Source organism: Nitrososphaera viennensis EN76, assembly GCF_000698785.1.
Classification (GTDB): Archaea; Thermoproteota; Nitrososphaeria; order Nitrososphaerales; family Nitrososphaeraceae; genus Nitrososphaera; species Nitrososphaera viennensis.
In genome coordinates this window covers 1,936,646-1,958,834 of sequence record NZ_CP007536.1, presented here as the reverse complement: position 1 = coordinate 1,958,834, position 22,189 = coordinate 1,936,646, and the positions used below count along the sequence as shown (strand labels likewise).

Below are 22,189 nucleotides of genomic sequence, written 5' to 3'. Positions count from 1 at the left end.
CGAGCACGAAAACCAGAGACCCTTCTTATGGCATGAGCGATGATACATTAGTTTTATAACAGAAGTTCTAAATGGCTGCCAAGATTGTCTCAAGCTCAGGCAGAGGTTCAGGGTTAAGTCTGGTAAGCCATGTGTCAAGGTATGGTTCGAGTTTCTTTACAATGTCTGCCGGAAACATCTGTTCTATGCCGGTAAAGGTAACTCCTTTTGACTTGCATTTCTGAAGGAAAAGCTCTTTCAACTCTTGCTTATCGAACTTGCAAGTCTTTAGCAGCCTCCATACGTCATAGTAATCCCTTATCTTTCCACGTTCAATGATTGCCCTCATCTTTTCTGCAAGCAGGTTATCAAGCACATAGACATTGACTTCAAATCTCGGATAATCATACGCGTGGGGAACCGACTTTCTTACGACCTTGCCAACAAACTGTTCACTAGAGATTTCAATTTTGATATGGTTCTTGCTTAATGGTCCTGTATACTTGATCTTACCACGGAAGAATTCTGGATTAGCAAGTGGATCCCCCTTCATCTCTATGTCTATTCCACTTTCCTTCTTTACGATCCCTGGTACCTCGTACATTACGCCTGTACCCAAAACCACCATCTCGCTGTCACCAACAGTGGTAAAGTCTAGATCCTCGGAAAGACGCCATTTGCCGGGAAAGTACACCTTGGACAGTGCGGTCCCGCCCTTGAATGCCAAGGAATCTGAAGCAGCGCTTGATGCTATTCCGAATAATATCCACCCAAGAACATAGTCCTTTTCAATTACGTCAACAGGAAGATTTTTTTTCTCTGGCTAGAGCCCTTAGTTCACGGTCTGTTATCATTCTAGTACCCCATCCATTGTTTCAGCTCTTTTTCGGACCTATTGATTATCAAGCCATATTTCTTTGAATATCCAATAACTTTCTTTGGTCCTAGCGGATCAAGCCACATGAATCCCTTGAATTTGCTAGAGGCTATCCTGTCAGCCACTTCCTTTTTGATGTTGAGCACTTCAAGCACATAACCTAGCCTTCTAGTCACGACGCTAATCCCAAGTCTTTTGGCATATTCTAGAAGTTTATCAAAGTCCAGCTCGCTCTTTGCCTCCCATATGCCTTTTACAACCTCATCAATCCCGCCACAGTATTTGGGATACATCAAGCAGTCCAGTACTGTCTTTTCTCTAGATGATATCTTGAACTTGGTTCCTGCCATCTCGCCTTCTTCAAATCCAAAGAACCTTGTTTTCGACAGTTTTACGAATTTGAAGAGATTCGGACCGTATTCCAGGTCTCTTCTTCTTTTAGTTGTGGCAACAAACACTACACGCGGCACCTGCTCTGTCATTCCCCAGTAATTGAGGGCAGAGTAAAAGCCAACATAGTATTCATTCAAGATGTTAGGCAGTATCAGAAACGGAACCTCTGACCACAGTCCTTCATATCCTGCCCTGGCAGGTATGAGCAGGTACTTTCCTCGCTCTATTTCCTCTATCCTCTTCTTTTTCTTGAGGCGGTAGATGACGTTCCATACCGAGGCGTCGGAAGTCCCAAGTATCTTCTTGGCGTCTCTCATTGAGAAGATGCTCTTGTTTTCTTTCTCAAGAGTAAAGAGCAACCTGAGCTCTTGTGCTCCAAGTTTTAAGTGCTGTGTGCTCATACTCTTGTATAACAAGAGTATCGTTACACAAGTATTAATATGTGACTATCAAAGACTCTGCGATATATCACAAGAATGCAGAAAAAGTATAGCTGTTTGGTAAGTCGTTTCTACCCGCTAACCAAACTTGGAGCTGTAAGACTTTTCTATACGCCTGTCCGTATAGTGCGCAATCTTGGACAGCTGGATAAACTGTGTCCGATGCGGTCATCCTGCTCGCTATAAAACGACAAGCCAGATTCCTTGGCGTATAGCCTGCCATCCAAGTTAACATCAAGAGGCATGGAGCCAATGCATAACTCGCCGTGAACTGTTGCTATCCTCTCCGGCCAGAACCTCTTCCGGTCGGCGTTGGGGTCGATCTCGTACGTCTTGAATTTGCCAATGCCGCGGATTCTTCCTCGGAGGATGGCCAGTACTATTTTTCTACGATATCGCGGTTCTATGCACCAATTCCCACATTCTTATAAGCAATGATCCTGCAAAGATACTGCGGATGATGATGGTGGTAGTGTGGTAAGGCGAGGTCTTGTTTTAACCGCCGCAATTGCAGCAGGACTTTTCATGGCCATCGCGGGAACGATCTCTCTTACAAATGCATCGCAGGGACAGCAACAACAACAGCAGCAGCTTGACCCAACCAAATCCTCAACAACAACTTCTACAGGCAAGGTTACCACGGTACGAGCCGGGGCAGGCGGCGCAGAAGCCCCGCTGACCGTTTTCATACCCAGTCACATAGAAATCAAAGTCGGTGAAAAGGTGGTATGGATTAACCCCACACTCGTTAGCGAGCCTCACACGGTAACTTTCATGAAAGACAATAGCACCTTTGCAGATTTTGGCTCGCCCTTTATAGTATCCAAAAACGTAACCTTCACCCCTCTTTCACCTAGCTCGAATGGAGAACCTTTCATCATGCCTAATGACAACGATACAAATATTGTAGTCACGCTAAACAAGCGCTCATTCTTTCCCGATGTCATAAATTCAGACGATAAAGCATCATACTTGGCACTTGATGCAGAATACAGCATGGATGGTACAGAAAAATTCGTCAACTCTGGATGGATCTGGCCAAAGGACCAGACCCCACAGGGAGTTCCGCCGATAAATCAATTTGCGGTTACATTCACCCAAGCTGGAACGTACAACTACGTTTGTCTAGTGCACCCCTGGATGAAAGGCGAAGTTGTAGTTACAAAATAGTGATGCTTTTTGATTCCACGTTAAATTAGCCTGTAGATGAAAAATTTGGCTCCTTCTGCATCGGTGTCTAAGGAAAAATGAAGGATGACAGGTGCCACATTATGCTCTTTGCCAGAGCGAGCCAGAGAATCCGCCTGTTTGACTAACTTTTTCCAGCGTGTCATTGTCGATTATTCTGAGTACCAGCTGGCCACCACTGCTAGTTACCGCGTACGGGACGTCTGCCCAAAGACCTCGCACATTATCTCCACGGATAGTCCCCTTGTATACATTGGCAAATCCATCTTGGCCGTTTGTGCCAAACCACCACACAGTTGAACCAATTTGACGGATGTAATAAGTCCCTCCATCATCAGCAGTCCAAACACCTGTCAGATTCACCTGCGCGTATGCTTGTTTCGTGCCAAGAGAAGACACCGTCATGGTAACTACCAGTATTGCAGATACTACTATTATTATCCCTGCGCGAATAGGCCTCCCAAACTTGCCATATTCCATAATTGCTCTCTAAGTGAAGCAATTCTTAAGGATTGTGACTATTTTTTAGATAAGAAATCACCTATTTGGATTAAGAGTTGCCTCCTATGACTTGCCTTCTCACGCTCAAAGAAGGAGGGGTTTGTCGTTCTGCCTCTTTCTACACCAAAGTCGCAGAGCAGCTACAGACCATTTGCAGACCTGAGAAATCGGATAAAAGCGCTGGCGAGGCTTCGGCGCTCAATCTGCTCGATGTCTGAGATTTGGCTGTCGGTCATGTGAAAGCATCTTCTCAGTAATGCTGCTGCCATCTTGTCTGTATCTTCAAAATATTTTCTTGTTGATTTGGAATTGAGTGGATTCAACTTTCTGTCCCGCTCATCGCTCATTTTCATTATCGTCTTAATCTCATCAAGTGTCAGAGCATCATAGACGGCATATTCTTTTCCATTATGATGGAATATTATGTGCTCCATTGTGGAGATATGGTACCGTGATAGTTTATTATCTTTCAGATACGGGATTACAAAATGCGCCGGATTTCCGTGCGTAAACGAGGGATTCCTATTTTGGCAGAGACAGTCGAACTCTTGCCAGAGGGTAAGAACGATGATGATGATAATCCTGACCTGCTCGCAAAGGTCAGTTTCAAGGAAATTGATAATGAGGTGATCCAGAAACAGGCCCAGCAGGACATTGTGCTCTTTGAGGCCATCACAAAAAGGAGATCAAATAGATCACCATTTGAAAATAGAAAATTGCCAGGCGACCTTCTATCATCGCTGAAGGATATCGCCAGAGCGCATAGTGCTTGGCTTGACATCGTTGAAGAAGAGCTGCAAAAGAATGGTTTGGCAGACTTGATTTCCCAGGGAGACAGGATACAACTGTCAGATAAAAAATTCTGCCGAGAACTCGCCGCCTGGATCCACCCTAACAGAAGCCAGAGCAGGATGGTATGCCGGGATATGCGCATGGCATGCCAGACATCGTATCACACATGGGTCCTTTTTTGATAAGGACGTTTGACATCGGCAAGGGCCAGGCTGCCAGGGACAGGCAGTTGGCTACAGGTTCGCCGGTCCTGACTGTGCTTGGAACTGACGCCGATGAGCCGCTGAACTGGATGCAAGCCGGCCAGGCTGTTGCGAGAATACTTTTGCGCGCTCGCGCAGACAATATCTGGGCATCATTCATGAATCAACCCATATTGGAGTGCAGGAGCTTCGAAGTTGCGCGAAGCAACGGGCAGAAGTGCGGGGTACCCACAACTACTCATGCGGCTTGGATATGGTAAAGACGTGAAGCCAACTCCGAGAAGAGACGCAGGCGAGGTTATTGTCAGATAACATGGGAATTCAACGCACGATGGAAACCTCAACCTGTCTATGACGTTCTGCGTATATGAAAATGGCCACTACTATAATGCAAGGTCGAAAAACCATGTCCTTCTCTACGCCGTCTAGGCCCGAATTTTTCAGCCTGGCATATATGCTGCTACCCGCCTCGCTCTTTTGCCGACTTTGTGCAGTTACCAGCCCTTGCAGACGACATATGCCGGGCTCTACTTCTTGGCCATTCTGAGCACATCTACTTGGCCGCTGTGCAACCAATCCTTGAGTTCCTCATGAGACGGTTTCTGGTCATGTTTGCCTGCCAGGTGAAGGTGCAGAAGGACATAGTTAACCTGGTTCAGCAACGGCTTGTTTGCCTCGTCGCCCGCGCGGGCTTTTTGTCGAAGATCCGCGGGAACACTATTCCACCATTCCTCAAATTTGCGTACCACGTATTACATGGGCTGTTACAGTACTTTAACCTTTTACAGTCGGTGACGCAATTTCTACGAGGGCGATGCACTTACTCTCGTGAGCAACCATCTAACTCTTTTAGGCGGGGCAGCTGTAATAGTACTACGATGCAGCACGCATGATATCAGAAGCATTAACGATCCAATACAAGAATAACCTGCCACTGGTCAGCATGGGAATCATTGATGCAGGGTCCAACAAGAAAATTGTCGTCGATGCCCATCTTGATTTTGCTTCATCAAAGACGATAATACCTACGTACATTGCAAATGACATGAACCTTTCGTTTGCAGGCAGCGACGAGACGGTAACCGGAGCAGGAATAATCCACATCCCTTACTACGAGGTATCTATCGAGGTTTTTGGCGAGCTGTATGAAAGCGTCCATGTGGGATGCCTTGATTTGCCAGAGCGCACGCCAGCGAAGGCGCTCTTGGGCAGGGACATACTTGACAATTACAGGATATGCCTCGATGGAAAGAGAAAGGAAATCAAAGTGCTCAGATAGGACAGCGTCAAATTGGCGGATTTTCTTCTATGCCCCGTCTGTAGTAGTGGCGGTGGCGGAATTGTCCTTTACAACAGAGTTGCTCAAACCGCATTCTGTGCATTTGTAAATTATCGTCTTTTCAAGCTCTTGGTCTGCTGTCATCTCTCCACCGCAACACGCGCACTTCAACTTGCAATGACAGTTTGCCATCTTGAAAAATATAAAGTTAGAATCAGAGTGGACAACTCGACTAGCTTCAGAAGGTATAGTTGGTTCCGACACTATTTTGCATAAAAGCATCGGGCATCTTTCTGGCTATCTGGGTGACAGCTTTCAAGCCGGAGCAGTGACATGGAACGACGAACTTGGGCTTCAATCCCTCAAGCTCGTCCGTGGTTCTGGGGATTATTGGCTCAAAGAGCCCGCCTGTCAGGTGCATCCCTCCGAGCACGGCGTATATCCTATCTTCTCCTGTCAATTCCTTGGCATAATTTAGAGTGTTTATTATCCCCGCATGCCCGCAGCCCGTGATAATCACAAGTCCTTTGTCTTTGACATTCAAGATGACGGCCTGATCGTCTTTGATCAGCGGGTCGTTTTCCATCTTTCCCCCTTCTTCCACTTCCGAATAGTGGTTGGGAAGGCCTTTTTCAAAATTGTTACTTCTAGCTATTTCCCCGGTGACAAGCACGCTGCCGTCGATCCACAGGCTGTGAGACTGCTCCTCGACGATCTCGTACCCTGCCTGGGCCAGAAGGGACCTGTTTGGCGCCGGCAGATTTATTATCTTCCTGCCGTCCTGGAATTTTACCATCCTGTTTCTAAAGGCGTCCTTGTGGAGCACGAGGGGGACTCTTTGCCCTGGATTCATCTTTTTCCTGACACTGAGCAGACCTCCGGCATGGTCGATGTGGCCGTGGCTCGAAATGACTAGCTCGCAGCTCGTCAAGTCAAAGCCAAGCATGTCTGCGTTGTGAGCGGCAGCCAGCGGATCCAGGCCAGAATCGAGCAACAGCCTGTGCTTTCTTCCATTCACCTCCAGTGTTACAGCTGCAGAAAACCCGTGCTCTGCAATCAGCGGCCGTTCATACCAATTTTCCGCCAGAACTGGCCGGTGCGCCACTTCGGTATCTGGCAAAAGCACGTCTACGTTATTGTCGACTAGGCAGGTGACCTCTACATTCTCGACTTCCCTCAAGGGCATCGCATATTATCTGGTAAAACTTGATAAAATGTCTTGATGCCGTTTGGTTCTTGAGCGGGGTTCACGGCTATTTCCGAACTACAGCCTGAAGATATTTTCATATAGATACAGAGATAACACTAGGCTCAATATATCATGGCACACGTACTGGCAAAACTCAGAGGAGCAAAATTTGAAGACATCAAGAGCGTGCTGAAGGCAGACGTACTAAAGCACGCAGAGCAGGGGCTGTACCTGAAGCACGTTTGGCGCAATGCGGATGACTCAAACGAAGTGCTGTTTATCTTCCAGACTAACGATCTAACCCGGGCACGCAAGTACATAGAATCGATTCACGCGCAGGCACTAAAAGAGAATCCTTCTGTCAACCTGCCTCAGATGACGTTCCTGGACGACAAATAATAATCTAGCAATAGTAGCTAACTCACTTGCGCCCTGTCCAGCTGTGATGCCTTGCAGCTGGACAGGGAGAGAGAGACGGTTTCGATGACGAGGCTTTTGTTTTATGCCAAGTGCATTCCGAGATGTATTTGATAGACAGCACCCGCACAATAAAAAATGCCGCAAAGATGCAAGATAGGCGCATTCTTTATGCGACATTTGCAGTTAGGAGATCAGACTAGCGCGTATGTGTGTAAGTGCAACTAACAATATTCCAGCTAACGCCGTACCAGAATCGGGCTGAGTAACACGACAAGATAAAACGAAGAAAAATTTATCGAAGATGCTATTTTCTTGAAAATCTTGACCCTTTAAAGTGATCTTGCATAGTATCCTGTATGGAAACACAGGATCTGGTAAATCAACTGGCCCAGCGCGTAGGAATCACCCCGGAGCAGGCAAACACGGCAATCGCTCTGGTTTCAAAGACGCTGTTGCAAAAAGCCGACCCAAACAAAGCGTCAAGTCTTCTGTCAAAGCTGCCGTCCAGCATTACAAATATTTTCTCAGACAGCGAAAAGCAGCAGTTCACGACGGCCCAGCAGAACGTGAGCAACGAAGAGGTGATCAGCAAGATCAGCGCTGATGCCGGGATAAACGACCAGAAAAAGGCCCAGCAGGTCACAGAAGAAGCAGTAAAACTGCTCCAGGAGAAAACAGGGGAAGGCGATCTGCTGGAAAACGTCATGGGCAAGTTCAAGAAAATAGATCTCAACCCGTTTGACTAGCCTCTGCCGGACATGCAATAGTAGCAACAAGAACACAACGAGCATAGCTGACGCGGCAATAATACCGCGCTAAAAAGGATAGGTCCAGTGTTCCTTGAGATGCTTTTTCTCATGCTTTTGGCGGATGATGGACATGAATGCTAGAGCCTTTGCGGCGGCAGCAATAACATCATCATTAATTATTATTTGAAATAAAAAGGAAGAGGGAGAAGCCCTCCATTGAAGAAAGAGAGAGAGCCTCCGTCTATGCTTCTTCTACACGGTTGTTTCGTTGCCCTCTGCCGTCATACATCATTCGTCGTTGTCGTCGTCATCGTCGTCCCCGCTGTTTCCCCCGTCTCCGCTATCTCCTCCAATTTCACCTACTACATCTTCTATGTACGAGTTGCCTACGGGTATGCCTGGCGAGGCGTAGAGCACACTTCCGTCGCCTGGATCAACGATTACATGATAGAGGTTTTGGTTGGCAACGTCCAGCACTGTAACCGTGTACACTAGGAAGCCCTGTACCACGTCCAGCTGGCTGTCGACTACTGTGCCATTGGTGACCTCGGCGGCTGCTGTCTGTGTGGCGTTGTCCTCTTGCACGGCCAGAAGGTCTTCATCAAAGTCGCCTACTGTTTGGGTGCTGTTGACGACGATTGTTCCCACTATCACGGTAGAGTCTTCTTGGCCGGTTGTTGCTGTGGCGTTGTCAGTTTCCGGGGCGGTCAGGGTTTCTTCTTCAGTGGCGGTGCTATTGTCTGCCTGGTCGGTCGTTGCTGTGCCGTTAGTTTCCGGCGCGGTCATAGTGTCGTTGTTGGTGTTGTTGCTGTTGTCATCATCATCCTCGCCAGTTGTGGTCTGCGCGGAAGCAACAAATGGCACTGCTGCCATTGATGCAACCGCTAGGACTGCAACCAACAGGACAGGAATTAGCAACTTCTTCTTTCCTGTTAGACTTGACATCGTTAAATTCCGAAAGCCATGATTCTTAAGACTTGAGGAGAAGAAACAGTGGATCAAGATTATTTGTAATATTCATATTACAAATATCAGGAAGTTATTTTTTATCCTGCAGGGGATATTGTTTGAGTTCTTTCGGATTTTTTGTAAATCCTAGGCTTTTCTCGGACTCCACGAGGCAGGCTCTGCTTTCGCCAGGCCTTTTGCGCTGATCCAGCCTGGCCGCTGCTGCTTTTCATGCGTTTTTGGGCGCAAAAAGCTTTCCAGTGCTACATCGCCCGATACTTGGGCAGCATATACCAGTTCTGGCAATTGATAACAGCGGCAGAGCATTCTATCAAGAATTACCTTAAAGGAGGCAGAGATATTGTGGGTGTGTGTGTTTGTGCATCAGGCAGGCTGCAATCGCAGCGCCGCCGGCAGGCGCAGAGGCATTCAAAAAAAGGCGTAGTAGCAGGACGTCAACTGCGCCGGCGCCTTTCATCCTCGGCCCGCGACCTTGCCTCCCTTGACGTCGCCTGCCCGAACGTATCGGCAAAGTCGGCGGCTATTCTCGCCATTTCCCTTGCATTGTCCCTTGCATGGTTCATCGTGGTCCTGGCTGCTTCAATGTTTGCAAACATCATGTTGTTTGCCATCCTCGTGGTGGCTATCGTGGCGTCTGCAAAGCTGCCTGCCATCCTTGTGTACAGGTCTGCCATGGCCTGAGGCGACATCGGCATTCCCCACCACGACTGGTGCTGTTGCATGTGCTGGATCCAGCTTGACTGCATGGAATTGATGGCCTGCCTCTGGGAGTCAAGGTAGCTTTCAGCAATATCCCTCGTCGCATCTATCGTTTGATTCTGGTAATCATTTACGACCTGGTTGTATCTCGGAATCTCTTTTCTTGCCTCCTCTATAGCCTCGCGGATATTCTGCTTGGTCTCGTCGATGGACCGGGCCACTGCCTCCTGCTGTTGCTGCATCTCCTGCTGCTGCGGGCCGCTGCCCCTGCTGCCAACCTCGGCGGATCTCTTTTCGGACTCTTCTTTTTCGTCCTTTCTAGAAGCCATATTTTTTCTCATAACATGAGAGGCATCATGAAACAAAAGAGTTTTGACGGCGCGCCAGCAGCAAGATTTTAGCAAGAGTGGTGCTGACCCTCTTCTTGCATGGGCCTGTCGGTAACCCCCTTTCTAAAGGACGCGCTTATGGACCTGTATTTTCGTGAAACCTGCGACCAGGAAGGCTGGGCGTACGTTTCACCCAAGGACATTTCATTCAAGGAAAAAAACACGCTTGCTTTCAGCAAGGGGCCGCGCAGGATCATCCAGGTCAAGGTGCACGGGCAGTTCGTCCCGGAGATAAGAGAGGCGGCGGCTGTTTTTGACTACCTTGCGTGCAAGGTGGGCCAGAAAGAACACGGTGCCACTGCGGTGATAGTTGCCAGCCCGCTTGCGCTCTGCTGGGTAAAGACGAGAAACGGCAAGAACTTTACGGACGGCCAGCTCGACCAGATGGCCAGGATAAAGCTCCCGCTGGCGGTATTCCGCGTCCGGGACGTGCTTGCACCGCCTGCCAAGATCGAGACGAAATGGGAAACAAAATCCGGCAAGGAATGGCTTGACGAGATTGACGACAAGAGGGAAGAGGCCGAATCAGACGACGACTACCTATAGCCGGAACGACAAGGGCAGCTACTGAAAAGGTTAATTCCCGCAAAGTCCAACCACAGTCGTGGGCCCGGACCTATCGCAGTTTGAAGGACAGCAGTGCATCAACCTTGAAACCTACAGGAAAAGCGGCCAGCCGGTGGCAACCCCTGTGTGGTTCACCATAGACGGCGACAGGCTGTTTGTCGTGACAAGGAGCGAGACGGGCAAGGTCAAGCGCCTGCGCAACAACGAAACCGTCAGGGTGATGCCGTGCGGGATGCGCGGCGAGCCAAAGGGCGAGTGGGTGGGAGCAAGGGCGCGGTTTGCCACGCCGGAAGAGACAGAGAAGGCGCTGAAGCAGAGGAGCAAGAAATACGGCTTCAAGGCCAAGATCGCAGGGCTTTTTTCATCTGGTAGGGGCGATCTTGTGGCAATATCAATAGCGCCAGAAGGAGCATAGCAGAGCAGCGATGATCAAGGTTGACATTTCGCGCCTGTGCACAGAACTAAAGCCGGCCATACTTGGCGCGTTTTCGGCCGAAGACGGTGATGATGTTGTAATCGTGCACGAGGACGACATAAAGAAGGTCAAGCAAGCTCTGGAAAAGGCGCTTCCGGCCGACGACTACGTCGTTGCCGAGAACACGGAGGACCCGGAAGAGCTTGCGGTCCTGAAAAAGGGCGACCTTGAGCAGCTGAGCCTCTACTTTTGCAGCTTTTGCGCGATGGTTTTCAGGTCAGAGGTAGAGCGCAACCTGCACCAGCGGGTACACTACTTTGGGTTCGGCTAATGGCGTATAGCAGATGCATAACGCAATTTCCAGGAATTTTATGTTCCCAGAGATTTTAATTATTGATATTTGTCCTAGAACAAGAAAAATATAATTTTTACACAAACAGAAGATTTTAATACTAAAAACTCTATAGTATGGATGCATGGAAATCGTGCCGACAACCATTGCTTGACGATGGCGCTTGGCGGCACACGAAAACAAAACTGCATCAAAAGGGTGTAAAAAGCCGCGACTTTAACGGCATGGGCTGAACAGGTCGTTGGTGCAGGATCGCCAAGCGCCTCCTCTTCTTCTTGTTATTATCATCATCCCCCTCGTTCCAGTTCTATCCCCTTCACGCCAACGTCCATTACCATGTAGCATTTCCCGGCAGCCTCGATGATGTCGCCTGCCGCTATCTTGGCGTGCGGCCGCTTCTCCTTCAGCGGATGGCCAAAGGGTCTGCCGCTTTGCCGGAAGCGCAGCCAGATCTTGCCTATGGTGATGACGTTTTTCAGCTCCTGCTCCCAGACAAGGTCGTAGATGGTCTCAAGGGCCTGCCGGCTCAACCTTGCGTTGACGAGCTCGGCTCCGATAGATTCCCGGCAGAAATAGACCCGGACCTTCATTCCTTTTGCTTCACTTTTGGCGCCTGAAAGTTGCCAATGTCAAAGCCTCTTTCGCGCAGGTATTTCAGCGTCAGTTTGTAGACGATCTCGTCGTGGCCTGCCGCTTCAAGCACGCGGGACCATGTTATCTCGCCTGACCGCGCTATCTCGCCGGCCAGAATGTCGGTGACGCCTCTTGCCTCCTGCCGGCATTGCTCAAACGTCTTGCCGTTGCGGTAGGCGTGCGTGCGCGAGTCGCAAGCGTCACCGTCCATGCTTGGGCGATCTTCGGCAAGAGATTTAAACGGTGTATCTTCTAATGCACGCTGTCTTGAACAAGGGCAAGGTCATTGCAGGCGTTGCTATCGGGGCGGCTGTCGCCTACTTTGCGATTGCAGTGCTTGTCCTGCCGGGCGCGTACATCCCGGCGCTGGCGCCTCCAAGGCCAGAGCCGGTGGTGACGGACGTTTCTGTTTCCAACAGCACGATAAGCCTTGGCGAGAGTTTCACGCTGCTCGTCAACGCCACGAACCAGGGCGACCACGCCGACAGGCAGATAGTGTCTATTGCGTTCCCAAACGTCACGAGCACCGATGGCATCGTGACTGTGCAAGAAGAAAACTTCAAGCAGTCGCCTGTCTTCATCAAGGCAGGGACCCCTATAGGTTCTGGCTATGTAGGCACGCAACAGATGGTCCGTGCGCAGTACCCGTCTGTCGAAATATTCAGCAGCCCTTGGCAAAAGGGCGAGTCGTTTAGCATCGCGCTGTCGGTCAAGCCGGCGCAGGAGGGCAGGTTCGTGTTTTTCGTAAAGGCAATCGGCTTTCCCCACAACGGCGACCAGGCGCACTGGCCTTCTGGCGGCACGCTTGACCACCAGAACGAGTATGTCAGCGTCTATTCTGTAAACGTGATGACAAAGGCTTAAAATTGTACAAGCTGGAGAATATATTACAGTAGTAGGCGCATGAACTATTTTCAGCGCGGCACACTCATCATCTTCGAGCCGGCGCAGAGGCTCTCGGCGGGGTACATAATCCTCACAATCGGAGTCCTGATGGCCATATCCGGAGGAACGTGGGACGTCACGAACCACCTGCTGAACAAGCCAGAGACGTTCTTTTCGCCTCCCCACGCCGTTCTCTACACGGGAGCAGGGACGGCCGTGTTTGGCGCCGTGCTGGTACTGTCGGCATCTCGCGCTATCAAAAAAACAGAGTGGCCCGCCAGGCTTGCGATTGTTGGAGTCACGCTCCTTCTGGTCGCCGGCCCGGTGGACTTTTGGTGGCACTCGCTCTTTGGCCTTGACGGCCTGCTCAGCCCGCCCCACGCCGTCCTTGTAAGCGGCATGGTGACAAGCGGCATCGGCGCCATGATAGGCATCATCTACGCGTGGCCGAAGGCAGAGCACAAGTCGCTCCCAAGGGCGCTCTTGGTGCTTGGCATGCTCCCAGTCTGGCTTGCAGCGGCCGGCTCTATCGACATGTTTTCGCTCCCGTTCTCGCGCACTGGCTTTTTCGATTTCAATCCGCAGCCGCAGGCAGGCGCGCTGGTTGCCACGCTTGGCTTTCCGCTCGTGACTGCCGCAATAATGGTCGCGACGTTCAGCCTTGCAGGAAGGAGGTTTGGCGCCGCTTCGGCCCTTGCCGGCGCGTTCGTGTTTATCGGTGTGTTGACGTCAATGGTCCCTAACGAGGCGCTCTGGCCCACCATCCCGTTCTACCTCTCGGTGATGGTTCCTCTCGTCGCGGCAGACGCCATACTGTCGCACTGGAGGTCCAAGGGCGCGATGTTTGCGGCAGGCGCAATAGCGGGCCTCTCGTTTTTCGTGCTCTACTACCCCCTGATAACGCACACGTACAACGAGATAGTGATGCCGGAAAGGGCGGTGTGGGCAAGCCTCACTGCGACGATCTACTTTGAAATTGTGCCAGCAGTGTTCCCGCTCGTCGTGGTGCCGGCCGCAGCCATGGGCATCCTGGGTGCGACAATAGGCCAGAGGATGGCCACAAGGGCAGAGCTTGCTCTTTTGAAATAACATAAAGTAGCAGAATAGTGTATACTCTATTCTCTGATCCAGCCTAGCACATTGGCAAAACAGTGAAACCATGCGATGACAACAGAAGAAGAAAGGAGGAGAAACAATCTGGCACTGGAGCGGATGAAAAAGCTCAAGATAGTGCTTGTGCTGACTTCTAGCTATCTCGTTGCCGAAGTGGCCGGCGGCCTTCTCACCAACAGCCTGGCGCTGCTTGCAGACGCTGGCCACATGCTTACCGATGTCGGCGGCCTGACCCTGGCGCTCTTTGCCATCAGCTACGCCCGCAGGCCGGCCACCCCGCAGAGGACGTACGGCTTTTACAGGATGGAGATACTTGCATCGCTGGCAAACGGCGTAGCCCTGATACTGCTGTCGATATACATCCTGTACGAAGCCTACACGCGCATTTTTGCGCCTCCCGAAGTCCAGAGCCTGTCCATGACCATAGTGGCCGCGATTGGCCTTGGAGTCAACCTGACAGGGATGCGGCTGCTGGGAGGCGAAAAAGGAGGAGGGCACAACTACCATCGCCATCATCACCATGATAGTAGCTCTCACCCAGACGAGCACGGCCATGACGACAAAGAAGAGGAGAAAAACCTGAACATAGAAGGTGCGCGCCTGGAGCTTCTTTCCGACATGCTTGGATCGATTGGCGTGATTGCCGCCGGCGCGATAATAATGGCAACAGGGCTCTACCTAGCAGACCCGATAGTCAGCATCGGCCTGGCGGTGTTCATCCTTCCAAGGACGTGGTCCCTGCTCAAAAAGTCGGTCCACATCCTGATGGAAGGGGTCCCAAGCAACATATCATACGAAGAAGTGAAAAACGCGATACTCCAGGTAAGGGGAGTGACCGGGATATTTGACATGCACATATGGACCATAACATCGGGCATCAACGCCCTGTCCGCGCACGTCGTCGTGATAGACACAGGCAGGTCAAATGCAATATTGCAGGAGATAAACTCGCTCCTTGAAAATCGTTTCAGGATCACCCACGCCACAATCCAGATAGAAAGTTATCACTCTGAATCAGGCGCGCCTTGATTTTTTTATTTTTTGAATTCCCAGACTTTCAATCAATCAAACACGTGCAGCCCGCCGACCATCGACATCAGCACCACGACCACGATTATTATCAGCCCGATCACGAGGCCGACTGCGATGAGCGACATGTCGTCCATCTGGATCTGGCTCAACAAGTCATGCTGTGCGTCAAAAAGCGACTGTATGAACGCAGGGTTGACAAAAAAGGCGGGCTCTGGCATGGGACTTGTAGCCTCACGCTTTACTTAAGGGTTACGTCTTTTGCCGACTTTTGGCATTGCTTAAATGCTTGGCGGGAATCTTGCAAATCATATATGCATGATAACAGCGGCGGTCCGTACAGGGTGCTTCGCTACGGCAACAATAGCTCTGCCACCCTGTACCTAAAGGACTGCATCGCAGGTTTCAATGACGACGTCAGGAAAGGGTCGGTAGACGTCGTTGTCACGTCGCCCCCGTACAACATCGGGATCGGCTACAACTCGTACCGCGACAGCATGCCCCGCGAGAAATACCTTGAATGGATAGAACAAGTCGGCGTTGCGGCCAAGAGGGCGCTTGCCGACGACGGCTCGTTCTTTCTAAACATCGGCAACAGGCCAAAGGACCAGTGGATCGCGTGGGACGTTGCCTCCGTCATGCGCAGGCACTTTGTGCTGCAGAACGTCATAACGTGGGTCAAGTCGATTGCGATAGGCAAGGCAGACGCAGGCGACTATCCGGGAATCGCCGGCGACATTGCGGTGGGCCACTTCAAGCCCGTCGCAAGCGAGCGCTTCCTCAACGACTGCTACGAGTACATTTTCCATTTCACGAAAAACGGCGAGACAAAGCTGGACAAGCTCGCAGTCGGGATCCCGTACCAGGACAAGAGCAACATCGGCAGGTGGAAAAAAGCAAAACAGGACAGGCGCGACCGGGGAAACACGTGGTTCATACCGTACGAGACGATACAGAGCAGAAAGGACAGGCCGCACCCGGCGACCTTTCCGGTAAAGCTGCCCGAGATGTGCATCATGCTACACGGCCGCGCCGGGCTTGTCGCCGACCCCTTTACCGGCATCGGCTCGACCGCGCTTGCCGCAAAAAAACTCGGGATTTCGTTTGTCGGGTTCGAGATAGACAGGAGCTACCTTGACGAGGCGATAGCCAGGCTTCTTACTTTGTAGCCGAGATCATCATCACCGGGTTTCGCGCAAGCATCATCGTGCCCGTCGTAACCTTGCGCGCCTTTGCAATCGTCACCTGCGTGATGTCAATGTCTTTCAGCCCCAGCTCGCCGACTGCGGCAAGCGCCTGGTACATCGTCTCTATCAATATCGTGTCGATAACAATCCTGCCTCCTTTTTTCAGCCTGTCCACGGCCAGCTGTATCACCTGCCTTGCGTCGCCCCACGTGCCCCCCACAACGACGGCGTCCACCTGCGGCAGCGTCGGCAGCACGTCCTGCGCTTTTCCAAGGATCACCTGCGCAGCTGTTCCAAACTTGGCAAGGTTCTTTTTCGTCAGCTCGACTGCGTTGTTGTCAAAGTCGATTGCATAGATCTGTCCTTTTGTCTGCAGGCACAGCTCGACTGTTATGCTTCCGCTGCCGCATCCCACGTCAATGGCTGAATACCCTTCCTTTAGCCGAAGCTTGCTTATTGCGAGTGCACGCACGTCCTCCTTTGTTATCGGCACTTCTTCGGTGCGCTCGAAAAGCTCGTCAGGGATGCCGGGCGTGCGATAGTCCCACAACAATATTGGGCGACGTTACGAAAACCCGCTATTTATTTTAGGATGGAGCCTTGGTGCAGCGCAGTGTAGACGATGACCATAGCCAGTATGTTCATGAAGATGAAAGGCACGATTCCGTCGTAGCCGGCCTTTTTCTGCACTTCCTTTGGCTGGCCTCTTGCAAACGTCCTGCCGATGGCTATAGAGATCACGAAAAACGCGACGGCGATACCGAGAGCCATCCCGACTGCAGTGCCCTGGTCCGTGCCAGGGGCTATGACAAAACCTGCTATCGTGCCGGCGATTATGCCAAGCACAATGCGCATGTAGTAGACTTTTTCCAGCGCCACGTTCGGAATTTTGTTTGACTGCGGCTGGTAAAATGCCTTGCGGCTAGCCTAACCCCAGCCCATCTTGTGCTTGTAGTAGCTCGCCAGCTTTGCGTGCTTCATGCGCTCGCCGGCATTCTCGGCCTTGTCCATCTTGCGCAGGTGCGTCCTGAACTGGTAGAGGTCGCACATGCAGACGCCCGTCACCGGCTTGTACTTTACCCTGGATACCTCGTGTTTTTTGTGGCTGGCGTACATTATCGCCAGCTTGGGCACGAGCTTGCTTGCGATTATCCCGCCTATCGTGACGTACAGCGCCGGCCCGGTCGCAAACGCGTGGTACGGGTTGACGCCGAGGGACTGGAAATATAACAGGGGCCCCAGGATCGATGCAAGCACGCCTCCAAAGGTGGCAACCGCAGAAACCCGGGAGAGCTGGTCGTACCGGGCTGTCTCTTGCTCAAACTGGTCGATCAGCTTTTCGTATTTCTCGTCTAGCCTGGCCTTCTCTTCCTCAGTGGAAAGTACCGCGGAAATCTCCATCTGCTCTGTGTGCGTCAAACTCGCTAATTAAGTTTATTTTTCAAGGAAGATTTCCATGTTATTTTTCAGCTAGGGATTTTTGTGCAGATATGTTTTACAAAGAAGATGTAATAAAATGATAATTCTTTAATTAACATGATCTAGGTACCGCAGCAAAACATCTCGCAAATTACAAAGTTTGAGGCTTTAATCGCAAGTGCTTGCATGCCTCAAGCTGACCATGATATAATTTTTTTATTTTATGATAATATATCACTGTATGATTTATTATGTGAATATTAATATTTCGTGCAATTTTTTTAACTGTTGATGGAACAGGGCCGCCGCCATTCAAAACAGACGCTGAAATTCGCCGCGCAGAGGCTGGACAACATGACGCCAGAACTCCTGGCAAAGTCAGCGTGGGTGAGCACCGGCATGGCGCTGATATTTTCGCTTCCGCCCCTTGGCTTGTTTATCGGCCTGTACGAGGCTGGGACAAACATTGGCATCGCGGCAGGCATCGGCTTTGGCCTCCACTTTGCGACGCTTGCTTTCTCCAGAAAGATAGCTGCAGGCCTGTCCAAGCTGTTTGACTGAGCTGGAACGCTAGAATTTTTGACACCCGCGGTTTACTTGTCAGACGAAATTTCTTTTTCGTAAAAAGGAGAATCAAAATTGAGCAGGATATACGAGATCCACAGGTACCGCGGCGACGAGTTCCAGTACGTCGTGGCAAGGACCAACAAGCATTCGGAAGATTATGTCAAGGCAGACGTGGAAAAGATGAACGCGCTCTTGTCGCCGGAGATGCGGGCGGAAGGCATCAGGTACGTCTTTGCGCTTGGCACGGTTGACGGCATGAACAAAAAGACGGGCGAGCGAACGAAAAAGAAGGAGAAGCAGCAACAGCAGGAAGATGCACAGGTGCAGCTGTCTCCTACGACCTAATGATTTTTATAAAGCGCTAGGGGCATTGAGACTGCGTACACATGGCTAACAAGGTCAGCATTCCAAGCAAGATCTTTGGCACCGTTCTTGCCCACAGCATGAGGGGCAAGATGCTTTCAAGGACAGAGCTCCAGACCCTTGCAGAGTCGAGGGACGTCGAAGAGCTCGTAACCAGGATGAAGAACACCATCTACCTTGACGCGCTTGCAAAACTGACCAAGCCGTACACCGCGGAAAAGGTGGAAGGCGCGCTGCGCGAGCACCTTGTAAACACGCACGCCAAGATGGTCACGCTTTCAGGCGGCGCAGGAGTGCTCAACGCTTATTTCGTCAAGTACATCACGTGGAACCTGAAGATTATCCTGAAGGGCAAGGCGCTTGGCAGGACGTACGAAGAACTGCTGCCGAAAATCAACCTGCGAGCCGAAGAGCTCGTGGGAAGGCGCGACCTCGTGGTCAAGGCGCTTGTCGCAAAGGACTTTGACGAGGCCGTGGCGTCCCTGCAGGGAAGCGAGTTTGGCGAGGACGCAAGAAAGGCGGCAGCAGTGTACAAGGAAAAGGGCGACGTGAGAGCGTTTGACACGTACCTTGACCACGCTTTCTACAAGTCGCTTGACAAGTCCATGTTTTCCGAGTCGCCGCTGCAGGACGTCCAGAAACTTGTCACGGTCGACATCGACGCCTACAATGTGCTTGCAGTTCTGAGGGCCAAGTACTGGGGCCTGTCGGCGCAGGAGACAAGCGACCTCATCGCTACCACGACGACAAAGATAAGCAGGGACACGCTCCAAAAGATGATAAACGTGGAAAAGATCCAGGAGGCAATAGGCGAGCTGTCAAACACCGCGTACCGCGACCTGATACCCAAGAGCGCCGAAAACGACATTGACGCTATAATGCAGCTCGAGGAGGGCTTTGAGCGCGCCTCGGTCAGGAGGATAATGGCGTCGTACAGGACGGTGTTCACGCTCGGCAACATGCTTGCAACGCTAAAGCTGATGATGCTGGAGATACGCAACCTTGCGGCAATTGCCGCCGGCGTCGAGCAAAAGATACCCGTCGACAAGATAATGGCCAGCATGGCCAAGACTACCGTGCAATAGCAGTAGTCACTTTTTCCACCTTTTCAATCCCGGTATGACTGCGCGGGACATCTCTTCGGCCTTTTGCGCAGGGATGCCGAGGTTCTTTGTCATAAAGTCGACCGACCTTTTTATCATGTCCTCGGCGGTCAGGCCCGGCATCGTAAACGCGCCGTCCTGGAAGCAGAACTTGCAGTATTCTTTTGTTACACTACCGTCGCTGTCTGTGCCGTAAAACCCGTCGCCAAGAGGCATGCCGCAGCTCTGGCATCTTATTGAAGGCTCTGACATGCGCCTGTGTGAAAAAAGGCGCGACAGTATTTATTGCTTCTTCTTGCCGCTGCTGCCGTCTTCTTTCCACACCAGGTTGGTGTAGAGCATGTTTGGCACGAGCTTCTTGAAGGTGACGCCGTCAGACTTGTACCATTTCGGGAACCACTCGTACAGGTGCAACCTGATGGTCTGGATGTAGACGATCAGGCCCTCGATCATCATGATGCCGATGTTGCCGCCGATCAGGATCGCAAGGCCGCCTCCGTGCTCAAACGAGTTGTTCACGGTGACAAGGAGCGCCGAGTGCACGAGGAGCATGATGCCAAGCCGGGAGTACGAGATTGTGTTGGCGAGCATCTCTATCGTCCTGACCATCACGGTCTCGACTATGATGCCGACCATGCCTCCGTGCGGCGACTCTTTGCCCTCTGCCTTCAGGTGCTTTTCCTCCTTCATGCCGCCGATGATGGTGATTGCGATGCACGCAAATATCACGGGCGGGGCGGCTCTTGCCACCATGCCGACCGTCACCCAGGGAAAGACGTCGCTTATCCAGGGGATTGGGCCGTACGTCTTGTTTGACAGGAACATGCCGATGATGTCGTACTGCGCCCCGATGGCAGTCAGTATGAGCGAGACCACGGCGAGGTACTGGATTATGGCGGGTATGTCGTGCGTGTATACCATCAGCTTGTTGCCTAGGCGCCAGTCGGCCCGCAGGCGCAGTATGAACGCCATCAGCAGGTGCCCTATTCCCACGGCCACGGACACGGCAAGTATCTTTACCACCTGCTCAAACGTCAGCTCTGCAACGGACAGCAGGCCCACGAACGGGAGCGCGTGGGCAATGTCTCCAAGCACTGCAAGCTCGTCGAAATGGAACCCGAACATCTCCCCCGTTCCAAGGCCGGCGATTGCTGCTGCAAGGCCGCTTGCGGCCACTAGCGTGCCCCACATCTTTAGCCTGCCGTTTCCGCGTATCCTGAACAGCATGCCGAGGCCAAAGAGCAGGATGCCGTGCCCAAAGTCCGCAAACATCAGGCCGTAAAACACCGGCCAGACAAAGGAGATTATCTTGGTCGGGTCGGTCTCGCCGTACCTCGGAAGGCCCTGCGTCTCGGTGACCACTTCAAAGTTCTTGGAATATCCCTTGTTAGAAAGAAGCGTAGGCATCGTGGGCTTGCCGGAATCCTGGAGGTCGATGGTCACGCCCGTGTCCTCGACCACGGAGACATAGTCGTCGCCGGCAAGTTTCTTGAACTTGCCTTCCATGTCCGCCGGGATGTAGCCCTCTATTACCGCAAAGTTTTTCGTTCCGCCCGGCTTTCTCGTTGTTTCAAGCACGTCCTTTGCCACGCCGGCGGCCTCGCGCAGCGAAAGCACCTTTGTGACTATCGACTCTTTCAGTTTTACTATTTCCTTGTCCAGCTGCGCTACCCGGGCTTCAAGCTCCTTGACCTTTGCGCTGGCCTCCGAGAACGCCACGTTCGGGTTCTGGGGCATGTTTGCCGGTATCTGGAGCGGGTTGATGCCAAAGCTGCGCATCACCTTTGCTATCCTCTCTGCGTCCTCGGCCGAGCCGACTATGGTGAGCGCGGTCTTTTTCTCGCCCAGGTTTGTAGAGTATACCGCAAGGTCTTCAAGGCTCTTTCTTATCTCGGCCTCGTCGGTCGAATCAACAATGTAAATGCCGGCGTAGAATTTTGTCAGGGTGCCAAGGCGCGTCAGGTCCATGCTCAGGCTCGCCGCGTTCTCGGTGAGCGCCTTCAGGTTCGAGTATTCTTCAAGCGACTTTTGCGCCATGCTGCGCTCGCCGATTACCTTCCTTGCGCCTTCCAGTTCCCTTGCGGCCCTGTCCTCGAGGTCGGCGATAAAGCCCTGGATGTTGTCGATGTGGTAGTCGGTCTTGCCCTTTGGCGCGCCCTTGAACATCGTCGCAAGGACGCCCGTCTCTGCGGGGATGCCTAGCGCCTTTATCACCTCGTCGATGTCCTGGTAGAGTTTTTGCGCCTTTAGGAGAAGGTCGTCATAGTACGGGTTGATGTGTTCAGAAGCAGAAGAGCTCTGTATGGGGTGGAACCATTCAAGCTCGGCCAGTTTGCTGACGGCAGCTTGCGTTTCCATCCTCGGCAGGATCACGGTTGCCTTTTTCAGCTTGGCTAGCCCCATAATATAGTTCAGCATGAAGAAAAGACGATCTCTTTAAAATCCTTTCCCTGAGATGCAAGCGCTGTTGTTTTATAGAAAACAAGCTG

The 22,189-nt window shown here is 51.6% G+C and carries 30 protein-coding genes; 15 read left to right on the top strand and 15 right to left on the bottom strand.

The window, feature by feature from the left end; translation table 11 throughout:
• Nucleotides 1-67 precede the first annotated feature (67 nt).
• Both NVIE_RS11165 and NVIE_RS11160 read right to left on the bottom strand, forming a co-directional pair.
• The gene (locus tag NVIE_RS11165) at nucleotides 68-745 is read right to left on the bottom strand and encodes a nucleotidyl transferase AbiEii/AbiGii toxin family protein (RefSeq protein ID WP_258914184.1); all 678 of its coding nucleotides are present in this window, start codon (nucleotides 743-745) and stop codon (nucleotides 68-70) included.
• Between the two features lie 89 nt (nucleotides 746-834).
• Complete coding sequence (locus tag NVIE_RS11160) at nucleotides 835-1,650, bottom strand: type IV toxin-antitoxin system AbiEi family antitoxin domain-containing protein (RefSeq protein ID WP_075055319.1); 816 nt, start codon at nucleotides 1,648-1,650, stop codon at nucleotides 835-837.
• Between the two features lie 564 nt (nucleotides 1,651-2,214).
• Between NVIE_RS11160 and NVIE_RS11155 the strand changes: the two genes are divergently transcribed.
• Nucleotides 2,215-2,859, top strand: coding sequence for a hypothetical protein (locus tag NVIE_RS11155; protein WP_075055318.1), 645 nt, complete (start codon nucleotides 2,215-2,217; stop codon nucleotides 2,857-2,859).
• Nucleotides 2,860-2,958: 99 nt separating this feature from the next.
• On the opposite strand, the gene NVIE_RS11150 is transcribed toward NVIE_RS11155, so the two are convergent.
• Entirely contained in the window at nucleotides 2,959-3,357 is a 399-nt protein-coding gene (locus NVIE_RS11150; protein ID WP_075055317.1) for a hypothetical protein, read from the bottom strand.
• Nucleotides 3,358-3,518: 161 nt separating this feature from the next.
• Complete coding sequence (locus NVIE_RS11145) at nucleotides 3,519-3,812, bottom strand: hypothetical protein (protein WP_075055316.1); 294 nt, start codon at nucleotides 3,810-3,812, stop codon at nucleotides 3,519-3,521.
• A gap of 93 nt (nucleotides 3,813-3,905) precedes the next feature.
• Between NVIE_RS11145 and NVIE_RS11140 the strand changes: the two genes are divergently transcribed.
• Entirely contained in the window at nucleotides 3,906-4,352 is a 447-nt protein-coding gene (locus NVIE_RS11140) for a hypothetical protein (protein WP_075055315.1), read from the top strand.
• A gap of 910 nt (nucleotides 4,353-5,262) precedes the next feature.
• Nucleotides 5,263-5,652 (top strand): hypothetical protein, encoded by a 390-nt coding sequence (locus tag NVIE_RS11125; RefSeq protein WP_075055312.1) that lies wholly within the window; start codon nucleotides 5,263-5,265, stop codon nucleotides 5,650-5,652.
• Nucleotides 5,653-5,890: 238 nt separating this feature from the next.
• On the opposite strand, the gene NVIE_RS11120 is transcribed toward NVIE_RS11125, so the two are convergent.
• Entirely contained in the window at nucleotides 5,891-6,838 is a 948-nt protein-coding gene (locus tag NVIE_RS11120) for an MBL fold metallo-hydrolase (RefSeq protein WP_075055311.1), read from the bottom strand.
• Nucleotides 6,839-6,973: 135 nt separating this feature from the next.
• On the opposite strand from NVIE_RS11120, the gene NVIE_RS11115 reads away from it, so the two are divergent.
• On the top strand, nucleotides 6,974-7,240 hold the full coding sequence (locus tag NVIE_RS11115) for a hypothetical protein (protein WP_075055310.1): 267 nt from the start codon (nucleotides 6,974-6,976) through the stop codon (nucleotides 7,238-7,240).
• Between the two features lie 377 nt (nucleotides 7,241-7,617).
• The gene (locus NVIE_RS11110) at nucleotides 7,618-8,007 is read left to right on the top strand and encodes a DUF2267 domain-containing protein (RefSeq protein WP_075055309.1); all 390 of its coding nucleotides are present in this window, start codon (nucleotides 7,618-7,620) and stop codon (nucleotides 8,005-8,007) included.
• A 291-nt stretch (nucleotides 8,008-8,298) separates the two neighbouring features.
• Here NVIE_RS11110 and NVIE_RS11105 read toward each other — a convergent pair whose 3' ends face one another.
• Together NVIE_RS11105 and NVIE_RS11100 are read right to left on the bottom strand one after the other, a co-directional pair.
• Nucleotides 8,299-8,883: a PepSY domain-containing protein gene (locus tag NVIE_RS11105; protein WP_075055308.1), complete on the bottom strand. Its 585-nt coding sequence runs from the start codon at nucleotides 8,881-8,883 to the stop codon at nucleotides 8,299-8,301.
• A gap of 530 nt (nucleotides 8,884-9,413) precedes the next feature.
• A complete protein-coding gene (locus NVIE_RS11100) occupies nucleotides 9,414-10,007 on the bottom strand; it encodes a hypothetical protein (RefSeq protein WP_075055307.1) in 594 nt (197 codons plus the stop codon).
• 99 nt (nucleotides 10,008-10,106) lie between these two features.
• Here NVIE_RS11100 and NVIE_RS11095 point away from each other — a divergent pair, with 99 nt between their 5' ends.
• From NVIE_RS11095 to NVIE_RS11085, 3 genes are read left to right on the top strand one after another with little or no spacing between them, the layout of a single operon-like run.
• Nucleotides 10,107-10,613, top strand: coding sequence for a hypothetical protein (locus NVIE_RS11095; protein ID WP_075055306.1), 507 nt, complete (start codon nucleotides 10,107-10,109; stop codon nucleotides 10,611-10,613).
• A 58-nt stretch (nucleotides 10,614-10,671) separates the two neighbouring features.
• Nucleotides 10,672-11,049, top strand: a complete 378-nt coding sequence (locus tag NVIE_RS11090; protein ID WP_075055305.1) for a PPOX class F420-dependent oxidoreductase — start codon at nucleotides 10,672-10,674, stop codon at nucleotides 11,047-11,049.
• A gap of 10 nt (nucleotides 11,050-11,059) precedes the next feature.
• Complete coding sequence (locus NVIE_RS11085) at nucleotides 11,060-11,380, top strand: hypothetical protein (RefSeq protein WP_075055304.1); 321 nt, start codon at nucleotides 11,060-11,062, stop codon at nucleotides 11,378-11,380.
• Between the two features lie 308 nt (nucleotides 11,381-11,688).
• Here the strand turns inward: NVIE_RS11085 and NVIE_RS11080 are convergent, their stop codons facing one another.
• Both NVIE_RS11080 and NVIE_RS11075 read right to left on the bottom strand, forming a co-directional pair.
• Nucleotides 11,689-11,991: a hypothetical protein gene (locus tag NVIE_RS11080; RefSeq protein WP_075055303.1), complete on the bottom strand. Its 303-nt coding sequence runs from the start codon at nucleotides 11,989-11,991 to the stop codon at nucleotides 11,689-11,691.
• On the bottom strand, nucleotides 11,988-12,245 hold the full coding sequence (locus NVIE_RS11075; RefSeq protein WP_075055302.1) for a hypothetical protein: 258 nt from the start codon (nucleotides 12,243-12,245) through the stop codon (nucleotides 11,988-11,990). The genes NVIE_RS11080 and NVIE_RS11075 overlap by 4 nt, the downstream gene beginning before the upstream one ends.
• Nucleotides 12,246-12,301: 56 nt before the next feature.
• On the opposite strand from NVIE_RS11075, the gene NVIE_RS11070 reads away from it, so the two are divergent.
• The 3 genes from NVIE_RS11070 to NVIE_RS11060 all read left to right on the top strand — a co-directional run bounded on the left by NVIE_RS11070 (nucleotide 12,302) and on the right by NVIE_RS11060 (nucleotide 15,061).
• A complete protein-coding gene (locus NVIE_RS11070; RefSeq protein ID WP_075055301.1) occupies nucleotides 12,302-12,898 on the top strand; it encodes a hypothetical protein in 597 nt (198 codons plus the stop codon).
• Nucleotides 12,899-12,937: 39 nt separating this feature from the next.
• On the top strand, nucleotides 12,938-14,008 hold the full coding sequence (locus tag NVIE_RS11065; protein ID WP_075055300.1) for a hypothetical protein: 1,071 nt from the start codon (nucleotides 12,938-12,940) through the stop codon (nucleotides 14,006-14,008).
• Between the two features lie 75 nt (nucleotides 14,009-14,083).
• On the top strand, nucleotides 14,084-15,061 hold the full coding sequence (locus NVIE_RS11060) for a cation diffusion facilitator family transporter (RefSeq protein ID WP_075055299.1): 978 nt from the start codon (nucleotides 14,084-14,086) through the stop codon (nucleotides 15,059-15,061).
• Nucleotides 15,062-15,093: 32 nt separating this feature from the next.
• On the opposite strand, the gene NVIE_RS11055 is transcribed toward NVIE_RS11060, so the two are convergent.
• Nucleotides 15,094-15,282, bottom strand: a complete 189-nt coding sequence (locus tag NVIE_RS11055) for a hypothetical protein (RefSeq protein WP_075055298.1) — start codon at nucleotides 15,280-15,282, stop codon at nucleotides 15,094-15,096.
• A gap of 93 nt (nucleotides 15,283-15,375) precedes the next feature.
• Between NVIE_RS11055 and NVIE_RS11050 the strand changes: the two genes are divergently transcribed.
• On the top strand, nucleotides 15,376-16,230 hold the full coding sequence (locus NVIE_RS11050; protein WP_075055297.1) for a DNA-methyltransferase: 855 nt from the start codon (nucleotides 15,376-15,378) through the stop codon (nucleotides 16,228-16,230).
• Here the strand turns inward: NVIE_RS11050 and cbiT are convergent.
• Genes cbiT through NVIE_RS11035 form a run of 3 tightly spaced genes read right to left on the bottom strand, consistent with a single transcriptional unit; the run spans nucleotide 16,220 to nucleotide 17,667 of the window.
• Nucleotides 16,220-16,798 carry a precorrin-6Y C5,15-methyltransferase (decarboxylating) subunit CbiT gene (gene cbiT, locus NVIE_RS11045; RefSeq protein ID WP_075055296.1) on the bottom strand — a complete coding sequence of 193 codons (579 nt, stop codon included), beginning with the start codon at nucleotides 16,796-16,798 and terminating at the stop codon, nucleotides 16,220-16,222. The genes NVIE_RS11050 and cbiT overlap by 11 nt on opposite strands.
• Nucleotides 16,799-16,830: 32 nt before the next feature.
• Nucleotides 16,831-17,127: a hypothetical protein gene (locus NVIE_RS11040; RefSeq protein ID WP_075055295.1), complete on the bottom strand. Its 297-nt coding sequence runs from the start codon at nucleotides 17,125-17,127 to the stop codon at nucleotides 16,831-16,833.
• A gap of 48 nt (nucleotides 17,128-17,175) precedes the next feature.
• Nucleotides 17,176-17,667, bottom strand: a complete 492-nt coding sequence (locus tag NVIE_RS11035) for a hypothetical protein (protein ID WP_075055294.1) — start codon at nucleotides 17,665-17,667, stop codon at nucleotides 17,176-17,178.
• A 291-nt stretch (nucleotides 17,668-17,958) separates the two neighbouring features.
• Here NVIE_RS11035 and NVIE_RS11030 point away from each other — a divergent pair, with 291 nt between their 5' ends.
• From NVIE_RS11030 to NVIE_RS11020, 3 genes are all read left to right on the top strand, one after another.
• On the top strand, nucleotides 17,959-18,228 hold the full coding sequence (locus tag NVIE_RS11030) for a hypothetical protein (protein WP_227717356.1): 270 nt from the start codon (nucleotides 17,959-17,961) through the stop codon (nucleotides 18,226-18,228).
• Between the two features lie 78 nt (nucleotides 18,229-18,306).
• Nucleotides 18,307-18,579: a hypothetical protein gene (locus tag NVIE_RS11025; RefSeq protein ID WP_075055293.1), complete on the top strand. Its 273-nt coding sequence runs from the start codon at nucleotides 18,307-18,309 to the stop codon at nucleotides 18,577-18,579.
• A gap of 41 nt (nucleotides 18,580-18,620) precedes the next feature.
• The gene (locus NVIE_RS11020; protein ID WP_075055292.1) at nucleotides 18,621-19,682 is read left to right on the top strand and encodes a V0D/AC39 family V-type ATPase subunit; all 1,062 of its coding nucleotides are present in this window, start codon (nucleotides 18,621-18,623) and stop codon (nucleotides 19,680-19,682) included.
• Between the two features lie 6 nt (nucleotides 19,683-19,688).
• On the opposite strand, the gene NVIE_RS11015 is transcribed toward NVIE_RS11020, so the two are convergent.
• A complete protein-coding gene (locus NVIE_RS11015) occupies nucleotides 19,689-19,952 on the bottom strand; it encodes a zinc ribbon domain-containing protein (RefSeq protein ID WP_075055291.1) in 264 nt (87 codons plus the stop codon).
• 30 nt (nucleotides 19,953-19,982) lie between these two features.
• Entirely contained in the window at nucleotides 19,983-22,103 is a 2,121-nt protein-coding gene (locus tag NVIE_RS11010; protein ID WP_075055290.1) for a V-type ATP synthase subunit I, read from the bottom strand.
• Nucleotides 22,104-22,189: the final 86 nt, after the last annotated feature.